The following is a 20,278-nucleotide window of genomic DNA, read 5'->3' as shown; positions in this document are numbered from 1 at the left end:
GGCAGTCGACACCGGGAGAGGGGTCAGCGGCGGGGATCAGCGTGCGGTGAAGCCACCGTCGACCGTGAGCACACTGCCGGTGACCTGCCGGGACTCGTCGGAGGCCAGCCACACGGCGGCCGACGCGATGTCCTCGGGCTCGATGAGGGCGTTCATCGGCTGGGCCTGCACGAAGGTCTCCTCGTGCTCGCTGACCGGCACGTCAAGGGAGCGTGCGATCTCGGACAGCATCCGGCCCTCGACCCGCGAATCGTCCCGGACGGAGCCCGGGCACAGCGCGTTGACCCGCACCTTGCTCGGAGCGTAGTCGAGCGCCACGGCCTTGGTCAGGCCGACGAGACCGTGCTTGGCGGCGACGTACCCGGCGAAGTGGCGGTATCCGACGAGGCCCGCGGTCGAGGCGACGTTGATGATGCTGCCGGAGCGCTGCGCGGCCATGAGGCCGCCCACCGCGCGGATGGTGCGCCAGGCCCCCGAGAGGTCGACGTCGATCATCAACTCCCACTCGCCCTCGTCGATCTCGTGCGCCGCCTTGCCCGAAGGCGCGGCGATGCCGGCGTTGTTGACGAGAACATCGATGCGTCCGAAGCGCTCGACTGCCGTGGACACCGCCGCCTCGACCTCGCGCATGTCGCGTACGTCCGTCTGCCGGGTCAGGACGGAGACCCCGAGCTCCCGGCAGAGTTCCGCGGTGTACTCGAGCTGGCTGGCCGAACCCAGCGGATACGGCACGCCGGGCAGGTCCTGTGCGATGTCGAGCAAGACGAGGTCTGCTCCTTCTCGCGCGAACGCGAGGGCGCCGGCCCGGCCGAGGCCGCGGGCCGCGCCGGTGATGACGGCGGTCTTGCCGGACAGGCGCTGCGTCATCGCGCTTCCTCCGCCGCGAGCGCGGTGCCCATGAGCTGCAGAAGGGGAGCGGCGGCGTCAGCCAAGTACATGTGCCCGCCGTCGAATTCGGCAGTGGTGAGCCCCACCGTGGTGGCCTGCTCCCACTGGGATATCTGCGCCGTGTCCACCAGTTCGTCGTCGCGGCCCCGCATGGAGGTGATCGGCACGGAGAGCGGCTTGTCGGACGCCGGCAGGTAGCTCTCGTGCATCTCGACGTCGGCGCGCAGCATAGGCAGCAGCAGCTCCCGCATCTCCGGCATTTCGAGGGCGGGGTGGGAGTAGCCGGCGAAACGCCGCACCTGCGCCAGGAAGCCCTCGTCGTCCAGGCCGGTGGCCCGGCTCTCCCGCCCGCTCCACGGACCCGGCGAACCGCTCACGAAGAGCCGGGCCAGCTCCACCCCGTCCACGCCGCTGAGCCGGTGCGCCAACTCGTAGGCCAGCACTGCCCCCAGGCTGTGTCCGAACAGAGCCACTCGGGCAGTGCCACCGATCTGCTCGATGACCCAGGAGAACGCCTCTTCCGCGGCACGGGCGACGTCAGTGTGGGGAGCGTCGATGAAGCGCTCCTCCCTGCCGGGCAGCTGAACCGGCAGGATGCTCAGCCCTTCCGGTGCTTGCTTCTCCCACTCCTTGAAGAAGGATGCCCCCGCACCGGCAAAGGGGAGGCACACGAGGTAGGTCGGCTCCATGAAGCTAACTTCTCCATTCAAATCGTGAAATAACGGCAGCATCAACTGCCGTACGTGGGTACGGCGAGTGCGTGGGTACGGCGAGCACGTGCGTACGGCGAGTGCGTGGGTACGTGAGCAGGGGTGACAGGAGCGCGGTTCAGCGCGCGGGGCGGGCCTCGCCGGAGCCTGCCGCGGCACACGTCAGCGCGGCGATCTCAGCCGTGACAGCGTCGGCGTTCGCGGGATCCAGCAGGTAGAAATGGCCTCCGGGCAGGACCTTGACCTGCACGTCACCGGTGGAGTGCGCCTTCCACGAGGCAAGTCGGTCGGCGGACACCAGCCGGTCCTCCGCCCCGCCGAGCACCGTCAGCGGCACCCTCAGCACCCCCTCCACATTGCTGCGCCCCAACTGGGCGCCCAACTGGAGATCAGAACTCAGCAGTTGAAGTACGTGGGCACGCCAGACCGGGTCGGCCAGCAGTTCTGTGGGGGTCCCTCCGCCCAGCTCCACGATTCGCAGGAGGTCCGACTCGTCCCACACGGCGGGCCTCTCGATCTGGGACCCGCCGGGAAGCTGCGCACTGACCAACAGCGCCGCACACAAGGATGGTTCAGCAAGCGCGAGGGCAACGGCGATGGACGCTCCGAGGCTGTGGCCGAGGAAGACCGTCGGGCACGAATCCAGGGCGGACAGTTCCTGCCGGAGGCCGGCCATCAGCTCCGAGGGGGCCACTTCGGCGCTCTCACCGAAACGCCGTTCTCTCCCCGGCAGGGTCACGCCGAGCACTTCGTACGCCGCCGGGAGCCGTTCCACGACAGGGAGCAGAGCGTTCGGGCCCGCACCGGAATGCGGGAAGACAACGACTCGGCCTGCGGGTTGGCTCGGCCGCTGACGCATGTGTGCGATCCACACACCGTGCGACACGGGGGTCATCTCCAGCCCAGGTCGCGCATCGGCGCCTCGGACGCGGCCCGTGAGGGGACAGCCGACCGGGCGAAGGCGGGGAGGCGGGCAAAGCTCATGGGTCGTCCAAACTCTTGCAGGTGGTGCGGCCCTTGTGGGGCGGCACCAACGTATGCACTCCCGTCCACGCATCCAAGATCATCAACCCATCGCCTTTCCGCCATGTGAGATGCGACAGGTACCCAACTCGGGTTAAACTGACCCCTTGTGGTTACGCAAGACTCATACGACATACCTGGACTAACTTCTCAAGAGTCCATGATCTACGTCCAGGCATGCGCCGACGGAGAGATCCGCGTCAGCACCGTCGAAGCCCGCACGGGCATGCCTCGCGCCGAAGTGCGGAAGTCCATCGACCGGCTGGTCGCGCTGCGGCTGCTGCGCGGCGAGGACAGCGAAGGCCCTTTCGCCGTAGTGCCGCCCGCGAGCGCGAGGACGCTGCTGATCGCGCCTGCCCTCCGGGAGTTGCGTCAACGCGAGGCCCAGGTGAACGCGTTGAGCGCCACCTTCGAAACCCTCATGCGCGTATACGAGGCAGCCGACAAGGAGCGCCTCCAGGGAGTCGGCCGCCCCTTTGAGGAGATCAAACATCCGAGCGACGTGCGTGACGTGATCGCCGCGCTGGCCGCCGAGTGCACCACGGAGGTGCTCACCTCACATCCAGGGGGCGCACGCCCGCCGGAGGTGCTGCGGGAATCGCTGGCAAGGACTCAGCAACTCCTGGCCCGGGGCGTCACCATGCGGACGCTCTACCAGCACAGTGCGCGGTACGACGCCGCCACGGCGGCGCACGTAGAACACCTGGCGGAGGCGGGCGCTCAAGTGAGAACCCTGGCCGAAGGCTTCGCGCAGGTCATCATCTTCGACAGGCGAGAAGCTCTGATGCCCCTGCGCGAGCACCCCCGGGGCGCGATGCTGGTGCGGGCCCTCAATTTCGTCGACTTCGCGGTTGACGCCTACGACCGGTCATGGTCAGCCGCGTCCACGTTCCCGGTACGCCCCAGCCGTCGCCTGATCGCCGAGGCTTCAGAGGATGTGAAGGCCCGCATCATCCGGCTCCTGGCGGACGGCGAGGAGGACAGGAAGATCGCAGCCCGCCTTGGAATGTCGCTGCGCAGCTGCCAGCGCCACATCTCCGAGATCATGAAACGCCTCGGCGCCCGTAATCGACTGCATGCGGGATACCTGATCCACAAGCACGGCCTCCTGGAAAGCGGCCCTGCGGAGGACAGTCGGACAAGGGCTGATGCCTGATCAGGCGCTCGACACTGCACAGTCGTACGCCGGCGATGCCAGATGAGAACGGACTTGAGCTGGTTGATCGCCTGCGTGCGGGCCTTGACGGCCGACACCTTCGTCAGCTTGTACATCCGGGCGATCTGCACCGGACCGTCGCCCGCCTTGGCCCGGGCACGAGCCCGCCCACTCAGCACGGCTCGCGCCGCGTTCTGGGCATCGAGCGGATCCACCCCGGCGCGCCTCACCGCACCCGACTTCCTGGCCCACTTCAACAGATCCCGGTAACCGACTGCGGTGGCCGGGAACTCCTTGTCCACTCCCAGCACCACCTCCCCCGCAGGACGGCGACGGCGGGCCTGCGGCGCGGGCGACGTACTGGTCACCGTCGAAGTAGACATGCCCGTTCCCTTTCCGGTCCGATGACGCGTCGCGTCGTCGGCACCGGGCCGCGCCAGGCCGTCAGAATCGTGAGAACGCCACAACCATCGGCAGGCCCCCTATCGAGACACACCCCGCCAGCCCGGCACCGACAACGCACCATCCCCGGCCAGCAGCCGACACTGCGAAATACAGACGCTCCGGTCAGAGATGTCAGGAGTCAGACCCCAGACCCCGGGACAGCACCCACCAATCCTCCCGCCCGCCACAGCATTACCACCTGGAAGCAGGGAGAATGCTCAGTCCCAGCCCTCGGGCAACATGAAACTGACACAGGCCGATCGTTCGCGACCGATACGCAACAGGTAGCCGAGCAACAACGCTCCTCACGGCGGCCACTCGATACGCTCACAGACGCCGCATTCGCATGAGCAGCACCTAGTCGGCAGGAGCCGCACCTGTCACAGCAGCCCCTATGAGCGGGGTCCTGGCTGTGGCGGTTCAACCAGGTGGAAGACCTTCCGGGCAGCGTAGCGGGGTGTTCGGCGGAGGGGTGCGCGGGAGCGGCCGCGCCCGGTACGGCAGCAGGGCCCGGACCGCGTATCGCGGTCCGGGCCCTGCCCCGTGCGGTGCCGCCCTACGGCGGCGGTGCGTCAGCTCTGTGCGGTGTCGTCGCTCGTCTGCCCTGCGCCCTCGGCGGTGCCCACCTTCTCGCGCATCTTGCGCACCAGCTCCGCCTTCTGTTCGGCGGCGCCCTGGCGGTCGAGGTTGCGGTGCGGACCGTTGTTCTGGCGTTCGGCGCGGGACAGCTTCTTGCGCTTGCCGCCGCCCATGCCCACGGGGTTGTTGATGTTCTTGCTCACGGGTTCTCCCGGAATGATGTGAAGTGATCTACGGATTCATCGGTGGGGGACGGGCGCGCGGCGACGTCGAAGGACGTCAGCGGGGGCCCATCACGCTCTCACTCGTAAATCGGCGTCTGGAAGAACATGGCCAAGACGTTACCCGGTTCCGTCGGCCCCGCACACCAAATTTTCACCATCCCGGCGCCGGCCGGGCCTCTTCCGGCTTGTGCCCCGGAACGGGCACCGGCCCCTCAGCCTTGCGCACGGCGGCGCGCAGCAGGGATGCGCCGGTGGGTGTGAGGGTGTGCAGCACGGCCGGGCCGTTGCGAACGGTGGTGACGAGTCCCGCGTCGCGCAACGCGGTGGCGTGTCTGCTGGCGGCGGAGGCCGAGACTCCGGCAGCGCGGGCGATCTCGCCGGTCGTGGCGCCGGCGGACGCGGCGCGCAGGGCGACCGCTCGGGCACGTCCGAGCACGTTGGTCAGGGACTGCTCGGGGGCGCTGCCGGGGACGGGGCGGGCCTCGGGCTCGTGGAGCAGCGAGTACCAGAGCACGGGCGGCAGCCCCGGGTCGGCGAAGGCGACCGGCTCGCCCCAGTTGAAGTACGAAGGGACGAGCGTGAGCCCACGGCCGTTGAGGTGCAGGTCCCGGTCGTCCGCCTGCCTGGGGTAGGCGACCTCCAGGACGGGAGGGCGCCAGTGCAGCATGGGGCCGAGTCCCGAGAGCATGCCCTCCACTCCGCCGTCGAGGAGCCCTCGGCAGCATGCCGCCCTCTCGGCCTCGATGCGCGCCTGGACCTGCTCCTTGTGGGGGGCGACGACGGCCTCGTAATACGCGCGCAGCATCCCCACGAACTCCTTGCGCGCTTCCAGTCCGGCCAGTTGCCCGGCCCAGGCGGGTGCTCCGACGGTGCGGTCGAGGATGTTCATCTCCGTGAGGACCCGTCGCGGAGGCGTAGCCAGAATTGCCTCAAGCCCCGCGTCCAGTCCGTCGACCGCACCAACCGGGGTGAGAAAATCCGGGTAGTACGCGGCCCTTGGATACAGAGGCAGCAAAACACTCCGCAGTACGCGCTCCAGTTCCTTCTCCCGAAGCCGCTGCCGTGCCGCGCGGTGCCACCCGGCGAAGGCCCACCTGCCCCTGCGGGACTGGAACCGGTGCAGACTCGCGGCGATCTCGGAGAGCGGATCAGGGGCGGAGGCGAGCCGGGTCCTCGCCAGATCCACGTCGGTGAAGTGAATGCGGAGCATGTCGTTCCCCCAGGTGAGTACGGCTCTTGCTCTACAGCGCACCAGTGGTCGTTCGGCACGGGATCGGCCGGACGATCGTAGGTAGCTGCGATCAGGAATCGATAAACAGGGGTTCAACGAGTGTGCGGCGCACCGCGCCCCCGACATCGTTGTCGAAGGCGCGGCCTATGCGGGTCGCGGCTCTACGGGATGAGGCAAGCCCCGAGTGAGCACCGCGCGCGGGAGTGGGCGGGCGCCCTACGGCGTGTAGACGGCGTCACTGCCGTACAACTCCCTGGTGAACGCGGAGACATCGGCACTGCGATCGGTGCCGTCGAGGTTGTACGTCAGGTAGACGCCGTAGCCCTCGCTGACGGTGCGGCGGGCGAGGTTGGCGGCCGTGCTCTGTGAGGTCCGGCCGATCTCGACGGCCGCCGGCGACAGCTTCGACTTGGGCAGTGCGATGCCGGGGACCTGCCAGGTGCCGTAGTACGGGTTCCAGGCGTAGTCGAACTTCGACGAGATGTTGACGCCGCCGTAGGAGAGGCGGGACGCGGCAGGGCCGATGTTGTAGAGGCTGATGATCTTGTCCGGCATGTTCGCGCGCAGCGCCGTCACCAGGTGCACGAACGAGGAGGCGTTGGGCTGGCCGGTGCCGTTCTTGCCGTACTCGGCGTACTCGTCGTCGAAGTCGATCCCGTCGAGACCGTACTTGGTCACGGTGTCCGACATCTGCTTGGCGAACGCCGAAGCCGCTTGCTGGGAGGGGAAGTTGGCGAATCCCGCGCCCTGATGGTTGCCGAGCACCGAGAGGACGACCTTGATGCCCTTCTGCTGCAACGGCCGTATCTGCGTGGCGGCGTTGTCGAGGACGCGTTGCACGTTCTCGTTGAAGTGCAGGTACGCCTTCTTCTTGCCCGTGTCGTAGTTGATGTTCGCCGCGAAGATCACGGCGACGTCGAAGGCGTTGCCGCCGCCGTTGGCGAGCGTGTACTTGCCGACGTTGAGCATGCTGTTGTTGTTCACCTCGACGTACGCCACCGAGGTCGGTCCCTGTTTCGCGGGAGCGGGAGATGGAGCGGGAGCGGGGGCCGCCGCCGCGCCGGTCGCCGCGGTCGTGCCGAAGGCGAGGGCCGTGACGGCCGAGAGCGCGAGCACCGCCGTCCGCACTCTGTTCCGTACAAGAGTGAACATCGTTGTTCGGTCTCCCATCGCATGGGTCGGCGCCCGACCTGTTCGAAAGCGCCGAGTGAGCCTCCGATCTTTCCTCTCCCGTGACCGAATCCCCAGAATCATGCGCAAACTCTTCACAACTCCCGCGTACTTGGCGCCGCGACCCGGTGGTGCGACACGCGAGGGCGGCAGGAGGGGGCGCCGGCGGGCAGGCCCCGTGACGCGGAGGTGGCGTCGTGGCACGGATAAAGTGATCGCGCGATGATGCCGCATACGGTCTGGAGGGGCACAAGTGAGGGCTGAACCCCTGCCGATACGCGTGCCGGTCGGGCATGAGTCCCGGCGCTGGGCCAGCCGCGTCACTCAGCGCCGGGTTCTGCTGGTGGTCCACAACGTGACCTCCGCCGGTCGCCTACGGGACTTGCTGCCGTTGTTCCATGACGACTTCCGCGTCCAGCTGCTCGTCACCTCGACGGGATCCTCCGCCTTTCAGGGCGGGGTCGAGGAGCTCTTCGCCGACCTGGGCCTCCCGGTGCTTCCTTGGGACCAGGCTCTTTCAACGCCTGTGGATCTCGCCGTTTCCGCGAGCTTCGGTGGTCAAATACCCTTCATCCAGGGCAAATTGACCATTGTCTCGCATGGAGCGGGATATACTAAGAAACTCCCCCAGCCGGGAGCCGGGAGCCGGGAGCCGGGAGCCGGGAGCCGGGAGCCGGGAGCCGGGAGCCGGGAGCCGGGAGCCGGGAGCCGACGTTCGGTTTGTCGCCCGAGTGGCTCTTGGCGGACGGCCGCCCGTTCATGGACGGCCTCGTGCTGTCGCATCCGGAGCAGTTGGAGCGACTGCGGCGCGTGTGCCCGGAGGCCGTGGACGTCTCCGTACTCGGCGGCGACCCCTGCTTCGACCGCATGCTCGCCGCGCGCCCGTACCGCGACCGCTTCCGGCGGGCCCTGGGCGTGCGACGGGGCCAGCGGCTCGTCGTACTGAACTCCACCTGGAACCCCGAGGGCTTCTTCGGCAGCGGCGGCGGCCATGACCTCTTGCCGAGCCTTCTCCCGCGGCTCACCGCGGAGTTGCCCGCCGACGACTACCGCCTCGCCGTCGTACTGCACCCGAACATCTGGCACGGACACGGGCCGGGGCAGGTGCGAGCCTGGCTGGATCAAGCCCTCCGCAACGGACTGACCTTGATCGACCCCGCTCATGGCTGGCGACAAGCCCTCCTGGCGGCCGATGCCGTGCTGGGCGACTTCGGCGCCGTCTCCTACTACGCGTCCGCGCTGGGTGTCCCGGTGCTGCTCGCGGCCACCGGGCAGGACCGCCTCGACCCCGAGTCGCCGCTCGCCGCGTTCGTCGGGGACGCACCACGGCTCGATCCGCACGGTCCGTTGCGCGCTCAGGTGGAGAAGCTTCTGAGGGCGGCGGCCGGGCACCTCCCGGCCGCCGCGCCCGCTGATCCCACTGATCCCGCTGATTCCGCCGTTTCCGCTGATCCCGCCGAGTTCGTCACTTCGGCCCCAGGCGCATCGGCAGCACTCCTGCGGCGTCACTTCTATACGTTGATGGACCTCCCCGAGCCCACCGCGCCCGCGCTGCTCGAACCCCTGCCCCTGCCTCCGTACGAGCCGCCACAGCGGACGGCCCCGCTGCGCGTCCTCACCCGCGTCAGCGACACGGCCATCGAGATCGAGCGGTCCACCGCGCATCCCTACGACGCGGTCGGCGACGTACACATCGCGGTGCACGAGGACACCCGGGACCCGGGCGACCTGGAGGTGGCCGACGTGATCTGGCGCGACGGGTCTGCGGACGACCCACGCCTGGGTGGAGCGGAGTTGTGGACGGCCGAGGTTCTGGGCCGGCATGCGCACTGTGCGGCTGCCGCGTACGTCGACGGCCCGGACGGCTGCACCGTGCGCAGCCGGGAACACGGCCTGTTCCGCCTGTCCGCGGGCCCGGGAGCGGACGCCGATCCAGCGGCGTACGCCTCGTCGCTGTACGCATGGCTGGCGGGCGGCGGCATCGTGCCGTCCGGAGGTCTCACCCTCCGTGTGCACGCCGCCGGGGGCGTCCATCCCGTGGCCGTGGAACCCTGCCGGGGCCTGCCCGGCGGATCAGGGTCGGACGGGCCCTAGTAGCCGCTCCTGGTGGCCGCTCCTAGTGACCGCCCTCGCATCGCAGCCGGAGTCCGGCGAGATACCGCAGATGCGGGGCGGCTGCCGGGGTGAGCAGCGCCTCCGCCTCGGTGATCTTCGTCAGCGCCTCGGAACGCTCCCCCGCGTCGTGGAGGGTCTCGGCCAGGTCGGTGAGAGAGCGCGCCTGGTTGTAACTCTCGCCCTGCTCCCGGAAGAAGTCCGCAGCAGCTTCCAGGAGGTGCCGTGACTCGGCCGTTCGCCCCATGCCTCGTAGGGCGCGCCCCTGGTGGCGCTCGGCCAGCGCGAGAGCGCGTGCCACATCCTGCGCGCCCTCTTGGCCGGAAGTGATCCGCCGGTATACGCGCTCGGCCTCGGCGAACCGCTCGTAGGCAGCCTCGTATCGCCATTGGTACAGGCTCAGGAGGCCCAGGAGTTCGACCGCCGATGCCTCACCCCGCACATGGCCCGCCGCGCGCTCGCTCTCCACGGCCGCGTGCGCAGCGTTCTCGGCTTCCTCCCACCGTTCGAGTTCGCCCAGGCAGTGGCCGAGTTGAAAGTGCAGCGCCGCCGCCATGCGCGAACGCGGGTGATGTGCGTCGGCGCATCGGGCCGCCACACGTAGCGCGGGCAGTACCTCGTCCCAATGGCCGGCCTTCAGTTGAAGGGGCCACAGGGCTCGGGCCAGACGCAGCGCGGTCGTGATGTGCTGGTACTCCTGTGCGACGGACACCGCTCGGACGACGTTGGCCACCTCTGCCGCCAGCACGGCCACGCCCTGGGCCTCGTCGCGGTACGCCTCCCCGTCCCGTGGCGCCGGCTCGGTACGCCAGCTTTGCGGCAGGGCGGCGTGGGCGGCATGCAGGGCGCGGTTCAGCAGAGCGTCGAGTGCGCGCTCGACGGCGGCGGAACATTCGGGGATTCCGTGTTCCGGGCCCGCGGTGTCGGCCAAGTAGCGCTGGACTTCGGGGCGGAAGCGGTAGCGCTCGTCCGCCGCGTGTTCCAGGAGCTGTACGTCTGCCGCCTCGGCGAGCATCCGTGCGGCCTCTTCGGGTGCGACGCCTGCGGCCGCGGCGGCGAGACGGTCGTCTACGGAGGGCCAGCCGCCCAGTGCCGTCAGCCGGACGAGCCGCGCCGTTTCCGGCGGGAGGCGGTCACAGGCGTGCTGGGCAGCGGCACGCACCGGATGGCCGCCTGGCCCGCCAGCCCTCGGCTCCGGGGTCGGGGCCGGATCCGGGTCCGGGTCTGCTTCGTCGGTCAGCAAGCGCATCGCCTCGGCCTTCAGAGCGAAAGCGTTGCCCGCGCAGTACTCGAGCAACTGCGGCATCCTGGCCTTGGCGCGCGCGGCCTTCTCCGGCCCCGCCACTTTTCTCACCATCTGCACCGCGTACCGGTCGCTCAGGGGCGGCACGGCCACGCGTTCGGCCTCCAGCGCGAAGGGGCGGCCGGACACCACCACCAGCAGGAAGACGTCGGGGGTGGCCGGGATCAGTCGGCGGACCTGGGCGGCTGACGTCGCGTGGTCGACCACCACCAGGGCCCTGCGGCCCTCGGTGACCTGACGGTAGAGCTGTTCGCGGCCCGCAGTCGTGGCGGGTATCCGCTCCGGTGCGACGCCCATCTGCCGCAGGAGGCGGAGCAGAACGGTGGCGGGTTCCGGGCCGTTCCCCGCCGAGGCGTCACGCAGGTCGACGTAGAACCGGCCGTCAGGGAACTGGGCGTAGTGAGCGGCGCCGAGGTGCAGTGCCACCGCGGTGGTACCGATCCCCGGCGGCCCGTGGAGCAGCGCGACGCGTGGCCGCCCGGCGGCGGGGCGGGACGCCTCCCGCTTCAACTGCCTGAGGATTCTCTGCCGGTTGGTGAAGTCCCTTGAGGCGGGCGGCAGTCCACCTGTGCCGGACAGGGCCACGGCACGCTCCGGGAGGCTGCGAACGAGCAGCGCCCACTCGTCCGCCCGCTGAGGGTCTCGGCCCAGGCGGGGGTGCATCTGGGCTGCCAGCGTCTGCCATCCCTCCGGGTCGGCCGGCATCGGCGTCTCCCTGCCCATGGTCCTTCTCGCCAATGCCCCGGTCGACAGGAGCAGTTGCTTGCCCATCTCCCCCGCGGCGCCGTTCCCGGCAGCGGTGAGAAAGGCGGTCAGCGCACTCAGCGCCACAACCTCCAGCACGTCGGGCCCCTCCCCTTGATCACCGATCCGGCCTTGCCGGACTGTATCGCCGCGACCACGCCCCGAGGAAACATTTGAGACCTCGTCAACTCCGTTGCACGGACGAGGTCATGCACGGACGCGCGCGGGCTGGGGTTTGAGGGGTCCGGGGCTCGGGATCCAGCTCAATTATTCACGGTTTCCTGAATTCAGGATTTGCTGTACTCTCGCGGAGTGCTGACCCTCGCCTCCGACATCGACGTACTGACCCGCTTCGGCCGCGCGCTCGCCGATCCGATCCGCTGCCGCATCCTCCTCGCCCTGCGCAAGTCACCCGCCTACCCGGCCGAGCTCGCCGACGCGCTCGGCGTCTCCCGCACCCGCCTCTCCAACCACCTGGCCTGTCTGCGCGACTGCGGTCTCGTGGTGACCGTCCCTGACGGACGCCGCACCCGCTACGAACTCGCCGACGAGCGCCTCGGCCACGCCCTGGACCAGCTGCTCGCGGCGGTCGTCGCGGTCGAGTCGGACAAGACCTGCGCGGACGCCGCCGAGAAGGACTGCTGCTGATGACCGCGATATCCATCGGGCCCTCCCCAGCCCGCCGCGACGCCCTCGCCAAGCGCATACGCCTGCTGGTCACCGCGACGATCACGTACAACGCCATCGAGGCGGTCGTCGCGATCACGGCGGGCACCATCGCCTCGTCGACCGCGCTGGTCGGCTTCGGTCTGGACTCGGTCATCGAGGTCTCATCGGCCGCCGCGGTCGCCTGGCAGTTCTCCGCCCGCGAGCACGCCGTGCGCGAGGCCCGGGAGAAGACCACCCTGCGGATCATCGCGGTGTCCTTCTTCGTCCTCGCCGCCTACGTCAGCGTCGACGCCGTGCGCGCGCTGGCCGGCGCCGGTGAGGCGGACCGCTCCGTCCCCGGCATCGCCATCGCGGCCCTTTCGCTGGCGGTCATGCCGTTCCTCTCCGCCGCGCAGCGCCGCGCCGGACGCGAACTCGGCTCCGCGTCGGCGGTCGCGGACTCCAAGCAGACCCTGCTGTGCACGTATCTCTCCGCCGTCCTGCTGGTGGGCCTGGTCCTCAACGCCACCCTCGGTTGGTCATGGGCCGACCCCGTCGCAGCCCTCGTCATCGCCGCCGTCGCCGTCAAGGAAGGGCGCGACGCCTGGCGGGGCAAGGCCTGCTGCGCGCCCACCGCAGCTGTGGAGCGGACCGGGCAGCACGGGGTGTGAGGCACCGCAGGGTCGCTTCAGCAGCCGCCGGAGGTGGCCGCCGGAGCGCCGGTCCCGAGCCGCACCACGGCCGGGGCGCCGCAGCACCCGCCGTCTTCGGGCTCGGTCTGCGCGGGCTCGTCGAAGAGGCCGGCGCCGCCGCAGACCCCGGTCTCCGGAAGGGTCAACTCGACGCGCTCGGCGGCCTCTTGGTCGCCCGCGAGGGATGCGGCGACGGAGCGGACCTGTTCGTAGCCGGTCATGGCGAGGAACGTCGGGGCGCGGCCGTAGCTCTTCATGCCGACCACGTAGACGTCCTTCTCCGGGTGGGACAGCTCCCTGACGCCGTGGGGGTAGACGGTGCCGCAGGAGTGCTGGTTGGGGTCGATCAGCGGGGCGAGGCCGACCGGGGCCTGGAGGCGCTCGTCGAGGTCCAGGCGCAGCTCGTTCAGGAAGGAGAGGTCGGGGCGGAAGCCCGTCAGGACGATGACTTCGTCGACCGGGTCGAGGCGGCGGCCGTCCTCGGCGACGAGCACAAGACGCTCGCCGCTCTGCTCGACGGCGTCGGTGCGGAATCCGGTGACGGCATCGGCGCGGCCGCCGTCCACGGCGGCCTTCGCCGCCAGGCCGAGCGCCCCGCGTGCGGGCAGTTGGTCCGCCTCGCCGCCGCCGAAGGTCGAGCCGCCGATGCCACGTCGCAGGACCCATACGGCATGGGTGCCCGGGGCGTCGTCGGCGAGGTCGGCCAGGCAGGCGAGCGCGGTGAACGCGGAGGCGCCGGAGCCGATGACCGCGGTGCGCCTGCCCGCGTAACGCGCCCGTACGGAAGGGTCGTTGAGGTCGGGAACCCGGTAGGAGATGCGCGCACCCGCGGTGCGCTCGCCGAGGGCGGGCAGTCCGTCGCCGCCGATCGGGCCGGGCGTGGACCAGGTGCCGGAGGCGTCGATGACCGCACGGGCGAGGATCCGCCGCTCGTTTCCGTCGGCGTCCTGGATGCGCACGGTGAAGGGCTGCCGCTCGCGGTCGGCGTCGACAATGCGGTCACGGCCCTGGCGGGATACCCCGGTCACCGTCGCGCCCAGACGGACCTTGTCACCCAGGGCGTCGGCCAGCGGCTGCAGGTACTTCTCGGCCCAGTCGCCGCCGGTGGGGTAGGCCGCACCGTCCGGCCTCACCCATCCCGTCGGGGCCAGGAGCTTCTCGGCCGCGGGGTCGACGAGTTCGGCCCAGGTGGAGAAGAGCCGCACGTGAGACCACTCCCGTACGGCGGCGCCCGCGGACGGACCAGCCTCCAGGACGAGCGGCTCAAGGCCGCGGTCCAGCAGGTGGGCGGCGGCGGCCAGACCGATGGGGCCGGCTCCGATGACCACGACGGGCAGCTCGTCGGAGGCGGGTACCTGGGTGGCGGGTACCTGGGTAGTGGAAGTGGTCACGGCGATTCCCCTTCGGCCTGATTCGACACCTGTCTATCTCTTGCGCGGCCAGCATCGCACCTGATTCGGCGTACGTCAACATAGGCAATTATCTAATCAATGCCGCCTCACCGACCTGGTTCGACATGTGTCAACATAGATGCATGTCGAATACGAAGGTGCTGCCGCTCCTCGACCCCGCGACCGACGCCCCCTGCTGCCCACCGCTGACGGAGCGGCCCCTGACCGCCGAGGAGGCCGAGCGGACGGCGGGGATGTTCAAGGCGCTCGGTGATCCCGTACGACTGCGGCTGTTCTCGCTGGTCGCCTCACATGAGGGCGGCGAGGCGTGCGTGTGTGACATCTCCGATGTCGGCGTCTCCCAGCCGACCGTCTCCCACCACCTCAAGAAGCTCCGCGAGGCGGGCCTGCTGACCTCCGAGCGTCGCGGCACCTGGGTCTACTACCGGGTGGAGCCGTCCGTGCTCGCCGCGATGGGGCAGATGCTGCGGCAACCCGCCTGACCCCCGCCGATCACCACCACGTCCATACGCGCGTCATGTCACCACCACGACCACGTCCGTACGCGCGTCATGCCGCGGTGGTCAGCGCCGATGATGCGAACTTCCCGCGCCAGGCCAGCGAGACGTACACGAGCGCGATCAGCACCGGCACTTCGATGAGCGGGCCGACGACTCCGGAGAGCGCCTGGCCGCTGGTGACCCCGAAGGTGGCGATGGCGACGGCGATGGCCAGCTCGAAGTTGTTGCCCGCCGCGGTGAACGCGAGGGTCGCGGTGCGGTCGTAGGCGAGGCCAAGTCCCTTGCCCAGCAAGAAGGTTCCGAAGAACATCACGGCGAAGTACACCAGAAGCGGCAGGGCGATGCGTACGACGTCCAGCGGCTGGGAGGTGATCGTCTTCCCCTGGAGGGCGAAGAGGACGACGATCGTGAAGAGCAGCCCGTACAGCGCCCACGGGCCGATCCTGGGAAGGAAGTCGGACTCGTACGCCTCGCGCCCCAGCTTCTTCTCGCCGACGCGGCGGGTGAGGAACCCGGCGAGGAGCGGGACGCCGAGGAAGATGACGACGTTCAGGGCGATCTTCCACATGGAGATGTCGAGGTGTTCCCCGTCGCCGAGGCCGAGCCAGCCGGGCAGCAGGTCGAGGTAGAGCCAGCCGAGCAGGCCGAAGGCGATGACCTGGAAGACGGAGTTGAGCGCCACCAGGACGGCGGCGGCCTCGCGGTCGCCGCAGGCGAGGTCGTTCCAGATGATGACCATCGCGATGCAGCGGGCGAGGCCGACGATGATCAGGCCGGTGCGGTACTCGGGCAGGTCGGGAAGGAAGATCCAGGCCAGCGCGAACATGACGGCCGGGCCGACGACCCAGTTGATGACCAGCGACGACGCCATCAGCTTCTTGTCGCCGGTGACCGCGTCGAGCTTGTCGTAGCGCACCTTGGCGAGCACCGGGTACATCATCACGAGCAGACCGAGCGCGATCGGCAGGGAGATCCCGCCGACCTCGATCTTCGCGAGCGCGTCGTTCATGCCCGGGATCAGCCGGCCGAGGCCCAGACCGATGGCCATGGCGAGCAGGATCCATACGGCCAGGTAGCGGTCGAGGGTGGAGAGCTTGGCGACGATGCCCTCGCCGGACGGCCCGCTCCGGTCCGTCCGCGGGGTGGTGTCGGTGCGGCTCATCAGCAGGCCCTCTTGTTGTCGGCGGCGGTGCGGGCGGCGGCGGCCAGCTCGGCGAACTGCTCGGAGACCGAGGCCAGAGCCTCGGGGCGCAGCTTGTAGTAGGTGAAGCGGCCGCACGGCTCGGTGTCCACCAGACCCGCCTCGCGCAGCACCTTCAGGTGGTTGGAGAGGTTGGTCTGCTTGGCGCCGGTCTCCTCCACGAGGTGCGTCGTACAGAGGGTCTCCTGGGCGAGCAGGGTCACGATTTTCAGACGGAGCGGGTCGCCGAGCACCCGGATCACATCAGCGTCGACTGAAGTCAGCATGGACTGATACTGTCACATCAGCCGGAGCTGATACCAATCCAATCCCGGGCCCTTTTGACCACTCACCACCGCCCCCCCATCGCCCTCTCCCCCTCGCCTGCGAAGGAAGCCCCCATGGCCACCGCCCCCCTCCCCCTCGCCTCGGTGCTCTTCGTCTGCGTCCACAACGCCGGGCGCTCACAGATGGCCGCCGGATTCCTCGACCACCTCGCGGGTGACCGGATCGAGGTCCGTTCCGCCGGATCGATCCCCGGCGACCAGGTCAACCCGGCCGCGGTCGAGGCCATGAGGGAGGTCGGCGTCGACATCGCCGGCCAGAAGCCGAAGGTCCTGACCACCGAGGCCGTCCAGGCGTCCGACTACGTCATCACCATGGGCTGCGGCGACGCCTGCCCGGTCTTCCCCGGCAAGACGTACCTCGACTGGGCCCTGGAAGACCCCGCGGGCAAGGGCGTGGAGTCCGTCCGCCCGATCCGCGATGAGATCAGGGCCCGCATCGAAGCCCTCATCGCCGAGATCGACGCCAAGTAGGCTCCGTCGACGCCAAGTAGGCCCCCAGGGGCCAACCACAGGGCCAACCACAGCACCCGCTGTCACTTCACGGCGCGCACGATGGCCGAGTACATGCCGTCGGCGACCTGGTGCGTCGGGGTGATGCCGATCTCCGTGAACCCGGCAGCCTCAAGCCCCGCCCGGTATTCGGCGGCGGACAGCGCCCCGGCTATGCAGCCGACGTAGTCACCACGCTCGGCGCGCTGCTCAGGGGACAGGTGGTCCTCCGCCACGACGTCGGAGACGCCGATCCGCCCACCGGGAACGAGCACCCGGAACATCTCGGTGAACACGGCGGACTTGTCGACCGACAGGTTGATCACGCAGTTGGAGATGACCACGTCGACGGAGTTCGCGGGCAGCGGTACGGACTCGATGGCACCCTTGAGGAACTCGACATTGGTGGCACCCGCCTTCTTCGAGTTGGCCAGCGCCAGGGCGAGCATCTCCTCGGTCATGTCGAGGCCGTACGCCTTCCCGCTCGGCCCCACCCGGCGCGCCGAAAGCAGAACGTCGATGCCACCGCCCGAGCCCAGATCGAGTACGCGCTCGCCTTCACGCAGCTCGGCCACGGCAAGGGGGTTGCCGCACCCAAGGGAGGCGGCAACCGCCTCGGCGGGGAGGGCGTCACGATCTCCGGCCGCGTACAGGCCCGCTCCGAAACCCGCGTCGATCTCGACGCCGTCGGAGCGATCGGACCCGCAACAAGCGGTTCCGCCCGCGGCGACCCGCATCGCCGCCGCAGCGTAGTTGGCACGGACCTGCTCACGCAGGTCGCCGTCCTGCCCAGCCATGACCCACCTCCACCGTTTCGACGGTTTCGACGTTCACCAATACAAGACTCCTCCCTGAATCGACACTCGTCAACATAGAGGTTCATCTAATCAAAGACGGGGAGCGCGGGAGGCTTTCCGGCGCAAGCGGTTCGCTCGTTCGAAGGTGGGCGAACCTTTCCCCCGCTTCCGGCTGTCGCAGGGCGGTCATGATCACGGCGGGTTCCGCGCAACGGCGGATTCCGCCGCCCGCTCAGGAGGTCTCCGTGGTCCTTGTCATCGTCATCGCCGTACTGGCCCTGCTCGCGGGGCTCGCGGCCAACCGCTTCCTGCGGCCCCGGCTGATGAGCGACGACGACGCGGGCATGGCTGTCAAGGACCTCGTCGGCCCGCTGCTGACGCTTACGGTCCTCCTGCTGGCCTTCGTCCTGGTCACCGCCTCCGGCTCCTACAACAAGGCCGAGGTCGCCTCGCGCGGCGAGGCCCGGGCCCTCGACCAGCTCACCGAGATCGCCGAGTACGCCCCGGCGGCCGAGCGGCAGCGGGTCCAGGCGGACGCCGTCTGCTACGCACGCGCCGTACGCACCCAGGAATGGCCCGCCATGGCCGACGGCAACGGATCGGCGGCGCCCAGCACTTGGTCGACCGACGTGCGCCGCTCCTTCCGCGGTCTGGAGGGCAAGCCCGTCTTCGGCATGCTGATCGCCGCCGACAACAAGCGCTCCGACGAACGCGAGGAGCGCCTCACCCAGGCCACCGCCAGCATCCCGGGCGTCATCCTCTGGTTCCTGCTCGCCACCCTCGCGATCACCGTCGTGGCTCTCGGCGTCTGTCTGCCCCGCAGGAACAACCGCGGCCAGATCATCGCGCTCACCGTGATCACGGCACTCCTGACGTCGACTCTGTGCATCATCCGCGACGTCGACCGGCCCTTCGGCGGCATCATCGACGTGAGACCCACCGCGATCACCGAGGTCGAACGGCAAGCCACCCGCGACTTCCTCACCCACCACCAGGCCGCCGACCTGCCCTGCGACGACGACGGCAACCGGCGCACCGCGTAACCGACGCACCGCGTAACCGGGTCAGGTCGCGCGGCGCAGCCGGGGGTGGGGTTCGAGGTGGAGGTAGAGGCCCGCTGCCGCTCGGGCGGGGTCGGTGGGCAGAGGCAGCATCTGACTGGTGCCGTGTCCGCCGAGACCGTGGGAGGGGCGCCCATGGAGGGGCTGGGTGAGTCTGCGGTGCACGGCGTCCACGGGGTCCTGTTGGGCGTCGTGGAGGTCATCGGCGCCGGTGACGACGTTCAGGAACGACTCGTGCAGGCGCAGGTCGCGTTGGTCGCGGTGGCTGAGCGTCTGGGCTGTGCGGAAGTAAGTGTCGCGCCCGTCGTGGATGCGGTAGAAGGCGCTGACGAGGAGGAGCAGCCGTTCGTACGCGTGGCGGTAGGCGGTCTGGTAGAAGTCGCGGGCCCCGCGCTCGTCCACCTCACCCCGCAGGACGCTTGCGATCGAGGCCGCGCCGAGCAGCGCGCTGTGCATGGCCAGGTGCACCCCCGTGGAGAGCAGGGGGTCGAGGAAGCAGGCGGCGTCGCCGGTGAGGAAGTAACCCGGTCCGCAGAAGCGGTCGGACACGTAGGAGTAGTCGCTCTCCACCCTCAAGTCCCCGGCCCGCCGGGCGCCTTCGAGCAGTCGCGCGAGCCGCGGGCACTCAGCGAGGGCCTCGCGGTACAGGGCCTCGACCGAACCCGCCTGCTGACGCGCCCTGTTGAAGGAACGCTTGTCGGTGACGAGCCCCACGCTCAGGGTGCCGTCGTGCAGGGGGATGGCCCAGAACCAGCCGTTGTCGGGCAGCGAGAAGACCCCGATCGCGCCGGCGGGGGCACCGGGCAGGGGTGGCGCCCCGCGCCAGTAGCCCCACGCGGCGACGTTGCGGAACACGTCGTGGAATCTGCGGGTACGCAGCTCTCGGGCACCCAACAGGCCTGCGCGGCCGGTTGCGTCGACGAGGTACCGGAAGGCTGTCGTGCCGTGGTGTCCGTCGTCGCTGGACCAGGCGGCCGCGGCGGGCCGGTCGCCGTCCCACTCGATACGGCGTACGCGGGTTCCTTCGCGTACGTCGGCGCCCTGGCTTCGCGCGTGCCGCAGAAGGAGGTGGTCGAATTCGGAGCGTACGACCTGGAAGCTGTAAGTGGCCGGCCGGCCGGGCTCGTCGAAACCCAGCGACCATTCCTCACGGCCCCAGCCGTAGAAGGCGCCGGTCTTGCGGACGAAGCCGTGCTCCTCGATCAGGTCTCTCGCCCCCATCACATCGAGCAGCGGGAGCAGGGACGGCAGGAGCGATTCGCCCACGTGGTAGCGCGGGAAGCGGTCCTTCTCCATGAGGGTGACCCGGAAGCCCTGACGGGCCAGCAGGGCAGCGGCTGTCGAACCCGCGGGCCCACCGCCGGTGACGAGGACGTCTGTTGCTTCCGGCGGTTCCAGCCCTTCCGGCACTTCCGGCGCTTCCGGCACAAGGAGTCCTCTCGACCGAGTCGACTGGATACATCTGGTGCGGCGGCTGCTCACATTCCGGCCCGGTCACCATAGGTGACAGACTGCTCACCATGAAGAGCGAAAGTGGCCTCCCCTCGGCGAGCAGGCTCCGGCGGCCG

General features: G+C 69.6%; 19 protein-coding genes and 1 pseudogene. 7 read left to right on the top strand and 13 right to left on the bottom strand.

Annotated features, from left to right (window positions below; all coding sequences use genetic code 11):
* Positions 1-36: 36 nt before the first annotated feature.
* The 3 genes from ACWGI2_RS02575 to ACWGI2_RS02565 all read right to left on the bottom strand — a co-directional run bounded on the left by ACWGI2_RS02575 (position 37) and on the right by ACWGI2_RS02565 (position 2,457).
* A complete protein-coding gene (locus ACWGI2_RS02575; protein ID WP_453693289.1) occupies positions 37-867 on the bottom strand; it encodes a mycofactocin-coupled SDR family oxidoreductase in 831 nt (276 codons plus the stop codon).
* Complete coding sequence (locus ACWGI2_RS02570) at positions 864-1,577, bottom strand: thioesterase II family protein (protein WP_453394299.1); 714 nt, start codon at positions 1,575-1,577, stop codon at positions 864-866. Before ACWGI2_RS02570 ends, ACWGI2_RS02575 begins: the two co-directional genes overlap by 4 nt.
* Before the next feature lie 139 nt (positions 1,578-1,716).
* Entirely contained in the window at positions 1,717-2,457 is a 741-nt protein-coding gene (locus ACWGI2_RS02565) for a thioesterase II family protein (RefSeq protein WP_453394298.1), read from the bottom strand.
* A 273-nt stretch (positions 2,458-2,730) separates the two neighbouring features.
* Between ACWGI2_RS02565 and ACWGI2_RS02560 the strand changes: the two genes are divergently transcribed.
* Entirely contained in the window at positions 2,731-3,777 is a 1,047-nt protein-coding gene (locus tag ACWGI2_RS02560) for a helix-turn-helix transcriptional regulator (protein ID WP_453693287.1), read from the top strand.
* Positions 3,778-3,818: 41 nt separating this feature from the next.
* Here ACWGI2_RS02560 and ACWGI2_RS02555 read toward each other — a convergent pair.
* From ACWGI2_RS02555 to ACWGI2_RS02540, 4 genes and pseudogenes are all read right to left on the bottom strand, one after another.
* Positions 3,819-4,160, bottom strand: a pseudogene (locus ACWGI2_RS02555) (IS110 family transposase); the annotation flags it as partial.
* Positions 4,161-4,793: 633 nt separating this feature from the next.
* Positions 4,794-5,003, bottom strand: a complete 210-nt coding sequence (locus ACWGI2_RS02550; protein ID WP_453693285.1) for a DUF6243 family protein — start codon at positions 5,001-5,003, stop codon at positions 4,794-4,796.
* A gap of 172 nt (positions 5,004-5,175) precedes the next feature.
* Complete coding sequence (locus tag ACWGI2_RS02545) at positions 5,176-6,234, bottom strand: ArsR family transcriptional regulator (RefSeq protein WP_453693283.1); 1,059 nt, start codon at positions 6,232-6,234, stop codon at positions 5,176-5,178.
* A gap of 237 nt (positions 6,235-6,471) precedes the next feature.
* Positions 6,472-7,407, bottom strand: coding sequence for an endo-beta-N-acetylglucosaminidase H (locus ACWGI2_RS02540; RefSeq protein WP_453693281.1), 936 nt, complete (start codon positions 7,405-7,407; stop codon positions 6,472-6,474).
* Positions 7,408-8,196: 789 nt separating this feature from the next.
* Here ACWGI2_RS02540 and ACWGI2_RS02535 point away from each other — a divergent pair.
* Positions 8,197-9,519, top strand: coding sequence for a hypothetical protein (locus tag ACWGI2_RS02535; protein WP_453693279.1), 1,323 nt, complete (start codon positions 8,197-8,199; stop codon positions 9,517-9,519).
* Between the two features lie 22 nt (positions 9,520-9,541).
* On the opposite strand, the gene ACWGI2_RS02530 is transcribed toward ACWGI2_RS02535, so the two are convergent.
* The gene (locus ACWGI2_RS02530; RefSeq protein WP_453693277.1) at positions 9,542-11,683 is read right to left on the bottom strand and encodes an ATP-binding protein; all 2,142 of its coding nucleotides are present in this window, start codon (positions 11,681-11,683) and stop codon (positions 9,542-9,544) included.
* A gap of 213 nt (positions 11,684-11,896) precedes the next feature.
* Between ACWGI2_RS02530 and ACWGI2_RS02525 the strand changes: the two genes are divergently transcribed.
* Positions 11,897-12,232 carry an ArsR/SmtB family transcription factor gene (locus tag ACWGI2_RS02525; RefSeq protein ID WP_453693275.1) on the top strand — a complete coding sequence of 112 codons (336 nt, stop codon included), beginning with the start codon at positions 11,897-11,899 and terminating at the stop codon, positions 12,230-12,232.
* Positions 12,232-12,903, top strand: a complete 672-nt coding sequence (locus ACWGI2_RS02520) for a cation transporter (protein WP_453693273.1) — start codon at positions 12,232-12,234, stop codon at positions 12,901-12,903. The genes ACWGI2_RS02525 and ACWGI2_RS02520 overlap by 1 nt, the downstream gene beginning before the upstream one ends.
* Positions 12,904-12,920: 17 nt before the next feature.
* Here ACWGI2_RS02520 and ACWGI2_RS02515 read toward each other — a convergent pair whose 3' ends face one another.
* Positions 12,921-14,315, bottom strand: a complete 1,395-nt coding sequence (locus tag ACWGI2_RS02515; protein ID WP_453693271.1) for an NAD(P)-binding domain-containing protein — start codon at positions 14,313-14,315, stop codon at positions 12,921-12,923.
* 143 nt (positions 14,316-14,458) lie between these two features.
* On the opposite strand from ACWGI2_RS02515, the gene ACWGI2_RS02510 reads away from it, so the two are divergent.
* A complete protein-coding gene (locus tag ACWGI2_RS02510; RefSeq protein ID WP_453693269.1) occupies positions 14,459-14,818 on the top strand; it encodes an ArsR/SmtB family transcription factor in 360 nt (119 codons plus the stop codon).
* 67 nt (positions 14,819-14,885) lie between these two features.
* Here ACWGI2_RS02510 and arsB read toward each other — a convergent pair whose 3' ends face one another.
* Positions 14,886-15,998 carry an ACR3 family arsenite efflux transporter gene (gene arsB / locus ACWGI2_RS02505; RefSeq protein WP_453693267.1) on the bottom strand — a complete coding sequence of 371 codons (1,113 nt, stop codon included), beginning with the start codon at positions 15,996-15,998 and terminating at the stop codon, positions 14,886-14,888.
* On the bottom strand, positions 15,998-16,303 hold the full coding sequence (locus ACWGI2_RS02500) for an ArsR/SmtB family transcription factor (protein ID WP_453394289.1): 306 nt from the start codon (positions 16,301-16,303) through the stop codon (positions 15,998-16,000). The genes arsB and ACWGI2_RS02500 overlap by 1 nt, the downstream gene beginning before the upstream one ends.
* Positions 16,304-16,417: 114 nt before the next feature.
* Here ACWGI2_RS02500 and ACWGI2_RS02495 point away from each other — a divergent pair, with 114 nt between their 5' ends.
* Positions 16,418-16,834, top strand: coding sequence for an arsenate reductase ArsC (locus ACWGI2_RS02495; RefSeq protein ID WP_453693265.1), 417 nt, complete (start codon positions 16,418-16,420; stop codon positions 16,832-16,834).
* A 62-nt stretch (positions 16,835-16,896) separates the two neighbouring features.
* Here the strand turns inward: ACWGI2_RS02495 and arsM are convergent, their stop codons facing one another.
* Positions 16,897-17,649: an arsenite methyltransferase gene (gene arsM / locus ACWGI2_RS02490; RefSeq protein WP_453693263.1), complete on the bottom strand. Its 753-nt coding sequence runs from the start codon at positions 17,647-17,649 to the stop codon at positions 16,897-16,899.
* Between the two features lie 245 nt (positions 17,650-17,894).
* Here arsM and ACWGI2_RS02485 point away from each other — a divergent pair, with 245 nt between their 5' ends.
* Positions 17,895-18,692, top strand: coding sequence for a bestrophin-like domain (locus ACWGI2_RS02485; RefSeq protein ID WP_453693261.1), 798 nt, complete (start codon positions 17,895-17,897; stop codon positions 18,690-18,692).
* Positions 18,693-18,713: 21 nt separating this feature from the next.
* Here the strand turns inward: ACWGI2_RS02485 and ACWGI2_RS02480 are convergent, their stop codons facing one another.
* The gene (locus ACWGI2_RS02480) at positions 18,714-20,138 is read right to left on the bottom strand and encodes an NAD(P)/FAD-dependent oxidoreductase (protein WP_453693259.1); all 1,425 of its coding nucleotides are present in this window, start codon (positions 20,136-20,138) and stop codon (positions 18,714-18,716) included.
* Positions 20,139-20,278: the final 140 nt, after the last annotated feature.

The organism is Streptomyces sp. NPDC054866 (assembly GCF_053610745.1).
This window is presented reverse-complemented; position numbering and strand designations above follow the sequence as displayed.

Bases quoted from the DNA above. Each gene is read 5' to 3' on its own strand.
- ACWGI2_RS02575 (WP_453693289.1), bottom strand. From the start codon at position 867: ATGACGCAGCGCCTGTCCGGCAAGACCGCCGTCATCACCGGCGCGGCC.
- ACWGI2_RS02500 (WP_453394289.1), bottom strand. From the start codon at position 16,303: ATGCTGACTTCAGTCGACGCTGATGTGATCCGGGTGCTCGGCGACCCG.
- ACWGI2_RS02520 (WP_453693273.1), top strand. From the start codon at position 12,232: ATGACCGCGATATCCATCGGGCCCTCCCCAGCCCGCCGCGACGCCCTC.
- arsB (WP_453693267.1), bottom strand. From the start codon at position 15,998: ATGAGCCGCACCGACACCACCCCGCGGACGGACCGGAGCGGGCCGTCC.
- ACWGI2_RS02570 (WP_453394299.1), bottom strand. From the start codon at position 1,577: ATGGAGCCGACCTACCTCGTGTGCCTCCCCTTTGCCGGTGCGGGGGCA.
- arsM (WP_453693263.1), bottom strand. From the start codon at position 17,649: ATGGCTGGGCAGGACGGCGACCTGCGTGAGCAGGTCCGTGCCAACTAC.
- ACWGI2_RS02565 (WP_453394298.1), bottom strand. From the start codon at position 2,457: ATGCGTCAGCGGCCGAGCCAACCCGCAGGCCGAGTCGTTGTCTTCCCG.
- ACWGI2_RS02545 (WP_453693283.1), bottom strand. From the start codon at position 6,234: ATGCTCCGCATTCACTTCACCGACGTGGATCTGGCGAGGACCCGGCTC.
- ACWGI2_RS02540 (WP_453693281.1), bottom strand. From the start codon at position 7,407: ATGTTCACTCTTGTACGGAACAGAGTGCGGACGGCGGTGCTCGCGCTC.
- ACWGI2_RS02510 (WP_453693269.1), top strand. From the start codon at position 14,459: ATGTCGAATACGAAGGTGCTGCCGCTCCTCGACCCCGCGACCGACGCC.
- ACWGI2_RS02495 (WP_453693265.1), top strand. From the start codon at position 16,418: ATGGCCACCGCCCCCCTCCCCCTCGCCTCGGTGCTCTTCGTCTGCGTC.